Below are 10946 nucleotides of genomic sequence, written 5' to 3'. Positions count from 1 at the left end.
CAAACTGCCCGGTTCGACTGCCGCACCGTAGTGCGCTGTTACTACCCGGCGTTTGCTGCGTTGCTGCGTCAGCAGCAGAGAAACGAGATTATGAAGGCTCTTTTTCGTTTCGTCAACATCTTTTTTTGCTACCGCTTAAAAAGCTTGTTGAACCTGCGAACCCGCTGGTTTCGTCGCGGGCTTCGCGCTGCGGTGTCAGTGACATCGAATTGCGAAGGAGGCGAATTCTAGTCATACGCATGACATATTGCAAGCGGTTTTTTGATATGTCAGGCGTGGCGCGCCATCACGCGTTCGACGATCCGCAGATAGTGATCGAGATCGGGCGTCGGCTTCCCCGCAACTTTGGCAAGATCGTCCCAGCGGCGCAGACGCACCGCATCGTCGGCGTAAGGACGCGCGGCGAACTCGCGCGCCGCTTCCGCATCGAAAATGCCGCCCTGCAGTTGCAGGCTGCGCACCGAGTCCGGCGAGAGACAACTGAAGTACGCGTCGTCCGTCGCGCACAGATAGCGCTTCGCATCGACGTGCAGCTTGATCGGCTCCAGCACCGCATCCGGCAGCACCGGGCGCAGGAAGGGCAGCGCATAGTATTGATGCAGGTCGTCGATACCGCGCTCGGTCGGCGTTTCACCCTGATGATTCAGCAGATGCCCGAGGTCGTGCAAAAAGGCCGCCGCCACCAGCTCCTCGTTCGCGCCTTCTTCCTCGGCCAGCGCGCCGCTCTGCAGCGCGTGTTCGAGCTGCGTCACCGGTTCGCCGCTATACGCCTGCTCGCCGTGCGATTCGAACAGGCTGCGGATATCGTCCAGACTCAGTGCCATCTTCTCCACCTCTTTTCACGCCGACCTCGATCTCGACGATGACGACTCCCGCGCCGCCATCGCCTTCCATACAAACATACCAACTAGTCCTGGGCGCGCATCAGCGCGGCCGCTTCCTCGGCGTCGCGCGACGCGAGCGCATTGAGGATCGCCCGATGCCGCGCATACGAGCGCTCGCGCGCCGCGTCCGTCAACGCATCGCGTGGCGACAGCCGCCATTCGCGCACCGCGCGCCGATACGCCTCGTGCAATTTGTCGTTGCCCGCCGCCGCCACCAGCGCATCGCGAAACGCCTCGCGCGCTTGTGTATAGGGCGTGTCGGCGTCGGTATGAGCCAGCGTGTCGCGCATATGATCGAGCCGCGCGCGCAGATCGGCGACCTGAGCCGCATCGATACGCGCCGCCAGCGTGCGGCACGCCGCTTCCTCGAGCACCGTGCACAGCGCCGCGAGTTCGCCCGCCTCCGCGCCCGAGACGCGACGCACGAACACGCCGCGATGTTTCTCGTTGCGCACGAGCCCGGCCTGCTCGAGCGCGCGAAACGCTTCGCGCACCGGACCGCGCGACACCTCCAGGCGCGCCGCCCAGTCGGCCTCGACGAGCTTCGCGCCCGGTTCGAGCTGCCCCGCCGCGATACAGCGTTCGATCTCGTCGCGCACGAGATCGGTCAGCGAGTGCTGGCGCAGCAGCGCGAGCGGCGTCGTCACAGTGGATCGGGACGACGACTGCGCCCGAGCGCCGCCACCCCACTCCGCCTGCGCCTCATCGCGTCTGTCTTTCGACACGCTCGCCTCGTCCTCTTCACGTACGTCAAGTCGTTCCCTTGCATCGCGTCCGGTGTGTCTGTCGGGCGCGTCGAGCCACAGCGCATCCATCGCGTCAGGCCGCGCGACGGCGCGGCACGCGCGCCGCGATCAGCAACAGCGCCGCCAGCGACACGATCAGCAAGACCAGCGACAACGCCGACGCCGGCAGGTAATACCCGCGCTCGACCGCGCCAACCACGACGATCGGCACCGTCTGGAATCCCGGCGGATACACCGTGAGCGTCGCGCCCAGTTCGCCGAGCGAGAGCGCGAAACCCAGCGCGAGACTCGCGCGGATCGCCGGCACGAGCTGCGGCAGCACCACGCGGCGCAGCACCATCGCCGGCGGCGCGCCGAGACTCGCGGCCGCTTCGCGCAGCACCGTCAGCTCGGGACGCAGCGCCGCCGACGCGCAGCGATAACAGAACGGCAACACCAGCGCGAGTTGCACGAACACGACGATGGCCGCCGAACTCGACAGATCCACCGGCGCCTTGTGATACGCGATCAGCACCGCAAGACCGAGCACCACGCTCGGCACGCCGTTGGGCACCATCGCGAGCGTATCGACGACAGCGCCGAGCCCCTTGCGATCGCGCCCTTCGAGCGCCAGCGCGAGCCACAGGCCGAGCGCCGTGCCGAGCACGGCCACGCCGAAGCCCACTTCGAGACTCGTGACGAGCGCATCGAAATCGGTCGAACCGAGCCGCTCGAACCAGCGCGTGCTGTAGCCGTCGGGCAGGATCGTGCCCGACCAGTGCGACGCCACGCTCGACAGCGCGACGACGATCACCGGCAACACGAACAGCCAGAAGCACAGCAGCGCGGCGAATGCGACCAGCAGGCCGCCCGCGAGGCGCGACGCGAGACTGCGTTCGACAGGCCGCGCGCGTCGATGCTTCGGCGGCAGCGCGACGCTCGCGCCTTCGCTAACCGGATTAGTTGACATTGCGCGCGCCTCCATGACTGCGTCGATTCACGCGCCGATACAGCGCATACAGTGACAGCGACATCGCCAGCATCACGACCGCGCCCGCAGCGGCGGTCGGCAAGTCGAGATCGACGGTCGCCGAGCTATAGATTGCGACGGGCAGCGTGACGAGATGCGCGCTGCCAAGCACGAGCAGAATGCCGAACTCGTTGAACGTCAGCAGGAAACACAGGATCGTGCCGGCGGCGATGCCCGGCCACGCGAGCGGCAGGATCACGCGCGCGGCGACCATGCGGTTGTTCGCGCCGAGACTGCGCGCGGCTTCGATCAGCCGCATGTCGAGCAGCGAGAACGCGGCGAGCGTCGGACGCACCACGAAAGGCGCGTAGAACACGACTTCCGCGAGCACCACGCCGCCGATGCCGAACAGAAAGTCGAGCGGCGGCGACTGCAGATGAAACAGGCGCTGCAAGCCGATGCTCACCGAACCCTGCGAGCCGTACAGAAAGATCAGCGTGAACGCGACGAGAAACGACGGGAACGCCACGAACAGTTCGAGAAAGCGCGTGACGAGCTGCGCGCCCGGAAACGGCTTGAAGAACAGCATCGCCGCGATCGCTACGCCGAGCAGCGAGGCGAGGCCCGCGCTCAGGAACAGGATCCACAGCGTCGTGCCGATCACGCCGCGCGAATCGGGATTGCCGAAGAAGCTCGCGTAAGCGCCGAAGCCGAGACCGTGCGCGCCCGTGAGGCTCAGCAGCACCAGACGCACGAGCGGATACACCACCAGCGGCCCGAGCACGAACACCAGCAGAAACGCGATGTGCCACTGCGCGCGGCGCTCGCGGCGGCGCACGGCCGCCGCGTGCGCTTCGGCGCCCGGCAGGTCGAACGGAGCGGCGGCCGCCGCGCTCGAATCAGGGGTTGATAAGGACGACATCGTCAGCCTCGTAACGCAGGGAGACGCGCATGCCTTTTTCCGGCGTGATGCCGTGGCCGCGCTGCATGGTGACGAGCACCGGTTCGTTCGGCATCGCGTCGAGCAGCACCGGCACGGACAGCACCGAGCCATACCATTCGACCGATTCGATCGTGCCGTGCAACTGCCCTTCGCCGAGCGGCGCGATGCGCAGGCTTTCGGGACGCAGGCAGGCGAGCTTGTCGCGCACGTCGTGACGCGCGTCGCCGACCGGGAACGCCACGCCCGGCGGCAGCAGGTTCGCCGCGCCCAGATAACGCGCGACGTAGGCGTCGTTCGGCGTGTCGTAGAGTTCCTGCGGCGTGCCGAGCTGCGCGATGCGGCCGTCGCGCATCAGCAGCGTGCGGTCGGAGAGCACCAGCGCGTCGTCCTGATCGTGCGTCACGCAGACGATCGTCAGGTCGGGCAGACGCTCGTGCAGCGCCTTGAGTTCGCTGCGCACCGACGCGCGCAGATTGGCGTCGAGCGCCGAGAGCGGTTCGTCGAGCAGCAGCACGTCCGGCTCGATCACGAGCGCGCGCGCCAGCGCCACGCGCTGCTGCATGCCGCCCGAGAGTTGCGCGGGCATCACGTGGCCCTGATCGCCGAGTTGCACGAGCTTGAGCGCATCGGCCACGCGACGCGCGATATCGCGCGACGGCACGCGGCGCGCCTTCAGCCCGAACGCGACGTTCTCGAACACCGACAGATGCGGGAACAGCGCGTAGCTCTGGAACAGCAGCCCGAGATTGCGCTGATGCGGCGGCACATGCGTCAGATCGCGGCCGGCGACGGTCAGCGTGCCCGCCAGCCCGTCGGCTTCGATAAAGCCCGCGATGAAGCGCAGCAAGGTGGTCTTGCCGCAGCCGCTGCGGCCCAGCACGGTCAGCAGTTCGCCGCGCCGGATCGTGAGCGAAAGGTCGTTCAGGACCGTGCGTGCGCCGAACCGCACGCTCAGATGATCGATCTGCACGCCGGCCGCGCCGTGCGCGTCCGCCGTATCGGTTAGACCGGACACATCCGGCATCGCGCGGGCCATGTCGGCCGACGCCAGGGTTGCGGTATTCACCGGTTCATCTCCACGTATTACTCGATGCAGGCGCGCGCGGCCACGCGAGGCGGCCGCGCGCAACGAGCCTGCTTACTTCGGCTTGACGACTTCGAGCTGCTTGCCCGACGAGCCGATCACATCGTTCTTCCAGCGCGTGGTCCAGTCGGCCTTCTTCGCCATGACCTGGTTCCAGTCGACCGGAATCAGCTTGACGCCCTGGATCGCCTGCTTGACGGCCTCGCCGTTCTTGCCCGTGAGCGCCACGTCCGTGCGGCCCGGAATGCCGAAGATGTCCGGCACCTTCGATTGCACGTCCGTCGACATCAGATAGTCGATCAGCTTCTTGCCTTCCGCCTGGTTCGGGCCGTTCTTGATCAGGCCGATCGCGTACGGCAGCTGGAACGTGGTCGGATGGCCGTTCGCGTCGGCGGCGAGGAAGATCGGCTTGAGCGAGAGACCGCCGTTGGCCGCGTCGTCGAGATCCATCTGCAGGTCGCCGTTGGCCACCGAGATTTCGTTACGCGAGAGCAGTACGTCGAGGTAGCCCGTGCCCTTGGTGTGGAACTTGGCGCTCTGCTCGAGCTTCTTCAGGTAGTCGAACGCCTTGTCTTCGCCCATCAGCGAGGTCGTGAGGATGATCACGGCCATGCCGTCGCCGGCCGTGGCCGGATTCGAGTACGCAACCTTGCCCGAGTAGTCCGGATGCAGCAGGTCGGCGAAGGTCTTCGGCTGGTTCTTGACGACGTCGGGGTTGATCGCGAACGAGAAGTAGTTGTTCACGAACGTCGCCCACGAACCGTCCGTCGCCTTGGCGATGGCCGGCACGTTCTTGTAGTTCACGCTCTGGTACGGCTGCAGCAGGCCGCTTTGCTGCGCCTGCTGGATGAACGGCGGCAGCGTGACGATCACGTCGGCCTTGGGCGAATCCTTTTCGACGTTGGCGCGGTTCACGACTTCGCCGCTGCCCGCCGTCACGATGTTGACCTTCACGCCTTCCTGCTTCTCGAAAGCGGGCAGCACGTCGCGGTAGAGATTTTCCAGGCCGTCGGCCGTGTACAGCACGACTGCGCCGGCGGCATGGGCGCTCATCGCGGCGCCCTGAAGCAACGTCGCGGCGACCAGCATCGGCAGCGCCTTGCGTGCAAAACCGGCGCGAGGGGAATTCCTGTGGTTCATGTCACTCTCCGAAGGCAAAAACCAGTGGCTCGGGGATACCCGATGCGTATGTGTCGTTGATCGTGTCGTCGACCGGATGATCGATCGTGCAATCGATCCGCTCGAACGTCGGCGGACTGCGCCGCCTGCCTTGCCCGTCCGGTGCGCCGCGCGGATTGCAGATTGTCTGCAATCCGTCGTCGCCGCTCCGGTGCGTCGGGCCGGACAGCACGCCGGGAGGTCGTCCCTGCCGCGCGCCGGCCCCGTCTGAACGGGCCCGGCAAGAATCACAGGTTTTCGTGACACGGCCGTGACGATTGTGGCGTTTGTCAAAAAATTCCACAATTCGCCAAAAATCCCCATATCGGCGGACGCGCGGAATCCCCACGCGAGTGCGTGAATCTCACCATCGGAGGGCGGAAAAGGCGATGTGGCGCGCGCCGCGCGGCGTCAGACGCGGCACGGCGGCAAGGCGGAAAAGCGGGCGGCGCCGTCAGCGCCGCGAAAGGAAAACGCGGCGGCGATCAGGCGATGACGAGCTCGGGACCGCGCGCCTCGATCGCGCGCGCGACGGTCTTGTCCGGCGCGAGTTCGGTGATGACGTAGCGCGCGCGTTCGAAGCCGTTGATGCGCACGGGCGTCATGCGGCCGAACTTCGAGTGGTCGGCGACCACGATCGCGCAGGCCGCCGCCAGCAGCATGCGGCTGCGCACTTCGGAGACCATGCGCGAGTAATCGGTGAGCCAGCCGTCGCCCGTGATGCCGCCCGCGCCGACGAAGGCGTAATCGGCGTGATATTGCGAGAGCTGCTGCACGGTATCGAGGCCGAAGGTGGCTTCTTCGTGATCGGACAGTTCGCCGCCGAGCAGCGTCACGCGGTTCTCGTTGCGGCGGCCCAGCAGCAGCGCGATGCGCCAGTCGTTGGTGTAGACCGTAAGGCGATGGCGATCCGTGAGCGCGCGCGCGAGCGCATGCGTCGTACTGCCCGAATCGATGATGACCGACGCGCCGTCGGGCACGAACTCTGCTGCGCGCTCGCCGATCGCGCGTTTGGCGCTGGCATTGGCGGCCTCGCGCACATCGAGATCCGGCTCGCTGCGATCGCTCGACAACGCGCCGCCGTGTGTGGTGACGAGCAGTCCGCGGCCCGCGAGCGTGTTGAGATCGCGGCGGATGGTTTCGCGCGACACGCGCAGCTCGCGCACGAGATCCGCCACCGAGAGCGCCCCGTTCCGGTTCACTTGCGTAAGGATGTATTGGTGACGTTGTTCTGCGAGCATCTGGGTGGGACGCGCGGCGCGCGTGGAAATCTGAAAAGGCCGCCGTATTGTATTACGTGGCCGTGCGACGACGGGCCGGGCCGCACCGGCGCGATCCGTGCCGCATGGCGTCAGGCTTGCCTCGCCCATGTCGTCGCACCTGGCAAAACCGGCACTGCCATCGCGCGGCCATCCCTGCTAATCTCGTGTGGCTGTCCGGACGCCGGACGGTCCCTGTTTCGTCGATAGCCGCCTTCATGCTTGCACGACTTCGTCAACTGCGTCTCCTGTTTTGCGCGCTGCGCTACGGCATCAGACTGATCTGGCTCGCGGCGCCCGAGCATCACAAGTTGCACTGGATCCTCTCGCTTGCCGCGCGCATGCGCGAGGACGAGCGCCTCGCCGCGCGTCTGTCCGGCGTGCTGCCGAAGCTCGCGCCGATCGCGGGCGCGTTCGCGCAGACGCTCAGCGCGCGCCCCGAACTCGCCACCATCACGCTGCACGACGCGATCGACGCCATCGAGCATTTCGAGGATCCGCTGACCGGCGCGGAGCTCGACGCGGCCCTGCAACGCGCCTTCGGCAAGCCGGTGCAGACGCTGCTCGCCTGGATCGATCCCACGCCGTGCCACAACGGCTGGTGCGAGCAGACTCACGTCGCGCGTCTCGTGCAGCCCATCAACGGCCATCAGCTGGTGACGGTGCGCCTGCTGCGCACGAAGCAAACCGTGCAGGTCGACGACGACGCCGCGCTGCTGTGCGGCGTTGCGCGCTGGCTCGAACGGCTCTCGAGCGGCGCGCGGCGGCTGCAACTGCGCGCGCTCGCGCAAACGCTGCGCGACGATCTGCAGCGCCGCTTCGATCTGCGCGCCCAGGCCGCGAACCTGAGCCAGAGCGGCCACCATCTCGCCGACGACACGCGCGTGCTCGTCCCCGACGTGATCTGGGACCTGTGCACCGCGCAGACGCTCGTGGTCCAGCATATCGACACGGTGCGCGCGACCGACGTGATCGGTCTCGCCGAGCATCGCATCAACGCGGCGAGCGTGGCTGCGCATCTGATCGAAGTGGTCACGCAACAGGCCTTCGAGCACGGCTTCTTTCACGCGGCGCTCGATGCGCGCCGCGTCGCCGTGAGCGTCGAGCCCGAGACGCGCGGACGCCTGATCTTCGCCAGCGCCGCGCTGATGACGAGCCTGTCGTCGCCCGAACGCGAGTTCTTCGTGCATGGCGCGACGGCGCTGTTCGAACAGGACTACGCGCGGCTCGCGGAACTGCATCACCACGCGGGCCACGTGCCGGCGCACGCGCGCACCGAACGTATCGAAGCCGAACTGCGCACACGCAGCGAAGCGCATTTCGCCGACGATTCGAGCGAGCGCAGCGCGGGCGCGCTGTTTCATCATCTGCTGCATGCGGTGCAGCCGTTTGGCGGCGAGGTGTCGCCGCGTCTTGCCGCCGCACAGCGCGCGTTCGGCGAAGCCGAGACGCTCGCGCGCACGATGCATCCGGATATCGACGCGTGGAGCATCGCCAAAACGACGCTCGGCGATATCGCGAGGCGCGATCTCGGTCATCACGGCTGGATCAAGCGGCTTTCGCAGGAACTGCCGCATCTCGCGCAGATCGCGCCGCGCGTGCCGCAGCTTGTCTATCACTTCATGAACCGGCACGCGAACGTCGCGCATGGACAGCACGGTGCGCAGGCGGGGGCATCGGCGGGGATTCTGGAATCGCTGCGCCGCGAACATCGGCGCACGCGCGTGCTGTTGATTGCGTGCGCCGTGAGCGGCGTGTTCATCGGCGTGGCTGCGACGCTGGTTTCTTTCTAGTTTGTTTTCGGAATGCAGGGAGGCGCGGCCGGACACATGCGCTCCTTCGCGTTCACTCTGGTCGCGCATTCATATGCCGCTTGCCGCGGAATCAACGTCTCGCGCTAACGGCTCTGCCCCGCCGCGCCGTGTAGACCTTGGCAGTTAGTTGCGATTCGAACCCGCTCGCCCCACGTCGCGCCCATACCACCAGTGCAGTCCTGAACAAGACCGCCGCCGCCGCGCCGCGCGATACTCCGGGCCTTTCGAACCTCGACGCGCCGCACCCGGCGCTCCCCGCTCCCTCACCGATGCTCGCTTCGCTCGCTCCCGCCCTCTTCGTCGCCTTGTGGTCGACGGGTTTCGTCGTCGCCCGCGCCATTGCGCCCTACGCCGATCCCAACCTGTTCCTGCTCGCGCGCTTCGCGGGCACGGCCGCGCTGTTCGCCTGCATCGCGCTGGCGATGCGCGCGCCCTGGCCGCGCGGACGCGAAATCGGCAAGCATCTGTTCGCCGGCGCGCTGCTGCAGGGCGTGTATCTGGGCGCGGGTTACTGGGCCGTCGCGCAAGGGCTGAGCGCGGGCGTGATGGCGCTGCTCGGCGCGCTGCAGCCGCTGCTGACCGCCGCGCTCGCCGCACCGCTGTTCGGCGAACGGATCTCCGCGCGGCGCTGGCAAGGCATGTCGCTCGGCCTCGCGGGCGTCGTGCTCGTGCTGATGCCGAAGCTCAGCGCGGCTTTCCAGCACGCCAGCGTGAGCGCCAATGCCCACGCCGATCTGTCCGGCGCGCACGCGAATCCGCTGCTGGTCGTGGTCGTCGCCGTGCTCGCGGTCGGCGCGATCACGGCGGGCACGCTCTATCAGAAGACGTCGCTCGCCCAGGCCGATATCCGCAGCGCGAGCGCGGTGCAGAACGCGGGCGCGGCGATCGTCGCGGCGCTGCTGGCGCTCGCGCTCGGCGAGCATCGCTGGATCGGCTCGGCGACGTTGTGGATTTCGCTCGCGTGGGGGATCGCGATGCTCTCGGGCGCGGGCGTGACGCTGCTCGTCTGGATGGTGCGGCACGGCGATGCCGCGCGCGCGACGGCGCTGCTCTATCTCGCGCCGCCGCTCGCCGCGCTGGAGAGCTGGCTGCTGTTCCGCGAAACGCTCGCGCCGATCCAGATCGCGGGCTTCGGCGTGGCGCTCGCGGGCGTGCTGATCGCGCGACGCGGCTGACGTCGTCGCGTGACGTCACCGCCGCTCAAAAACAACACGCGCGGCCTGCAAGACGCAGTGCCGCGCGTGTTCTGAAGCGAACGCCTCGATGCCTCAGTCCGCCGTATCGCCGCCCTTCGGCACCTGCGCGCGCGCCTTGCTGCCCGGCGCGGGCGCCCAGGCGGGCCGCGTCTTGCGCGCCGAATCGATCACGACGATAAAGCGCCCGGCCCACGGCGTGATCTGGCGGTCCGAGTGCAGCACCCAGAGCGATTTGCCCGAATCGACGAGCGCCTGATATTCGGCGTCGATAATGCCGTGATGGTCGATGAAGCGGTTCAGCGTCGACGGAATCCGCACGCAGCCCTTCGAGTGGCGAATGCCGAGCAGCGGTTCGAGGCGGTCCGGATCGGTCGCGTGCATCTGGAAGCGCATCGGCGACACACCGCCCTTGCCCCAGCCGCGCTCGCCATCGACCCAGCCCAGATCGTAAATGCGCATGTCGCGCGCGCCGTAGCCGCGAATGCCGTTCTGGTTCATCGTGCCTTCCGCGCGGAAGTCCATGTTCGACGGCGTGTGATCGAACACGCCGAGCGGTGTGAGGAAGTGATCGAATTCGCCCGGACGTCCGGTCGCGACCGGCGACGCACCGATCATCTGCCAGGGATCGTCGGGCATGGCGCGGAAATAGATGAACAATGCCTGCACGTTCGCGCTGCGATCGACGAGGATGACGTATTCGCCCGCCAGCGCGCCGAGGCCCTTCTCGTCGAGCGCGTTCTGCAGACGCTGTCCATAGGCGCGCTGTTCGGCCAATGGCACGCGCAGACGGCGCTTCACTTCGCGCGCGAAGTCGTCGCGTAGCGCGAGCGCGCGGTGCGTTTCATCGGCGGCCTGCTCCGGCGTGAGCTTCGGATGCTCGGGCAAGACGAGCGGCGCGGGACCGGCGGCCTCA

The 10946-nt window shown here is 67.4% G+C and carries 12 protein-coding genes; 3 read left to right on the top strand and 9 right to left on the bottom strand.

What is annotated here, in order from left to right; all coding sequences use genetic code 11:
- Nucleotides 1-231: hypothetical protein (locus G3N97_RS31970; RefSeq protein WP_205996935.1), on the top strand; the 231-nt coding region annotated here is incomplete at its 5' end.
- Between the two features lie 38 nt (nt 232-269).
- Here G3N97_RS31970 and G3N97_RS31965 read toward each other — a convergent pair.
- From G3N97_RS31965 to G3N97_RS31930, 8 genes are all read right to left on the bottom strand, one after another.
- Nucleotides 270-824, bottom strand: coding sequence for a phosphonate degradation HD-domain oxygenase (locus G3N97_RS31965; RefSeq protein WP_205996934.1), 555 nt, complete (start codon nt 822-824; stop codon nt 270-272).
- Between the two features lie 83 nt (nt 825-907).
- Nucleotides 908-1531, bottom strand: a complete 624-nt coding sequence (locus tag G3N97_RS31960) for a GntR family transcriptional regulator (RefSeq protein ID WP_346778154.1) — start codon at nt 1529-1531, stop codon at nt 908-910.
- A gap of 172 nt (nt 1532-1703) precedes the next feature.
- Entirely contained in the window at nt 1704-2579 is an 876-nt protein-coding gene (phnV, locus tag G3N97_RS31955; RefSeq protein ID WP_205996932.1) for a 2-aminoethylphosphonate ABC transport system, membrane component PhnV, read from the bottom strand.
- The gene (locus tag G3N97_RS31950) at nt 2569-3501 is read right to left on the bottom strand and encodes a 2-aminoethylphosphonate ABC transporter permease subunit (protein WP_205996931.1); all 933 of its coding nucleotides are present in this window, start codon (nt 3499-3501) and stop codon (nt 2569-2571) included. The genes phnV and G3N97_RS31950 overlap by 11 nt, the downstream gene beginning before the upstream one ends.
- The gene (phnT, locus tag G3N97_RS31945; protein ID WP_241030956.1) at nt 3479-4546 is read right to left on the bottom strand and encodes a 2-aminoethylphosphonate ABC transport system ATP-binding subunit PhnT; all 1068 of its coding nucleotides are present in this window, start codon (nt 4544-4546) and stop codon (nt 3479-3481) included. Before phnT ends, G3N97_RS31950 begins: the two co-directional genes overlap by 23 nt.
- 114 nt (nt 4547-4660) lie before the next feature.
- Complete coding sequence (phnS, locus tag G3N97_RS31940) at nt 4661-5746, bottom strand: 2-aminoethylphosphonate ABC transporter substrate-binding protein (RefSeq protein ID WP_205996930.1); 1086 nt, start codon at nt 5744-5746, stop codon at nt 4661-4663.
- 1 nt (nt 5747) lies between these two features.
- Nucleotides 5748-5957 (bottom strand): hypothetical protein, encoded by a 210-nt coding sequence (locus G3N97_RS31935; RefSeq protein ID WP_205996929.1) that lies wholly within the window; start codon nt 5955-5957, stop codon nt 5748-5750.
- A 292-nt stretch (nt 5958-6249) separates the two neighbouring features.
- Nucleotides 6250-7005, bottom strand: coding sequence for a DeoR/GlpR family DNA-binding transcription regulator (locus G3N97_RS31930; RefSeq protein WP_205996928.1), 756 nt, complete (start codon nt 7003-7005; stop codon nt 6250-6252).
- 236 nt (nt 7006-7241) lie between these two features.
- On the opposite strand from G3N97_RS31930, the gene G3N97_RS31925 reads away from it, so the two are divergent.
- Nucleotides 7242-8816 carry an AarF/UbiB family protein gene (locus tag G3N97_RS31925; protein WP_205996927.1) on the top strand — a complete coding sequence of 525 codons (1575 nt, stop codon included), beginning with the start codon at nt 7242-7244 and terminating at the stop codon, nt 8814-8816.
- 290 nt (nt 8817-9106) lie between these two features.
- Nucleotides 9107-10012: a DMT family transporter gene (locus tag G3N97_RS31920; RefSeq protein ID WP_205996926.1), complete on the top strand. Its 906-nt coding sequence runs from the start codon at nt 9107-9109 to the stop codon at nt 10010-10012.
- 93 nt (nt 10013-10105) lie between these two features.
- Here the strand turns inward: G3N97_RS31920 and G3N97_RS31915 are convergent.
- On the bottom strand, nt 10106-10946 hold an 841-nt coding region (locus tag G3N97_RS31915; protein WP_205996925.1), incomplete at its 5' end, for a L,D-transpeptidase.

The sequence above is a fragment of the Paraburkholderia sp. Ac-20347 genome, from assembly GCF_017104805.1.
Taxonomy (GTDB): domain Bacteria; phylum Pseudomonadota; class Gammaproteobacteria; order Burkholderiales; family Burkholderiaceae; genus Paraburkholderia; species Paraburkholderia tropica.
The sequence above is the reverse complement of the archived record's forward strand: the minus strand, read 5'-3'. Positions and strand labels throughout refer to the sequence as shown.

Coding starts and splice junctions, on each gene's coding strand:
- G3N97_RS31965 (WP_205996934.1), bottom strand. CDS start 824: ATGGCACTGAGTCTGGACGATATCCGCAGCCTGTTCGAATCGCACGGC.
- phnV (WP_205996932.1), bottom strand. CDS start 2,579: ATGTCAACTAATCCGGTTAGCGAAGGCGCGAGCGTCGCGCTGCCGCCG.
- G3N97_RS31950 (WP_205996931.1), bottom strand. CDS start 3,501: ATGTCGTCCTTATCAACCCCTGATTCGAGCGCGGCGGCCGCCGCTCCG.
- phnT (WP_241030956.1), bottom strand. CDS start 4,546: ATGCCGGATGTGTCCGGTCTAACCGATACGGCGGACGCGCACGGCGCG.
- phnS (WP_205996930.1), bottom strand. CDS start 5,746: ATGAACCACAGGAATTCCCCTCGCGCCGGTTTTGCACGCAAGGCGCTG.
- G3N97_RS31930 (WP_205996928.1), bottom strand. CDS start 7,005: ATGCTCGCAGAACAACGTCACCAATACATCCTTACGCAAGTGAACCGG.
- G3N97_RS31925 (WP_205996927.1), top strand. CDS start 7,242: ATGCTTGCACGACTTCGTCAACTGCGTCTCCTGTTTTGCGCGCTGCGC.
- G3N97_RS31920 (WP_205996926.1), top strand. CDS start 9,107: ATGCTCGCTTCGCTCGCTCCCGCCCTCTTCGTCGCCTTGTGGTCGACG.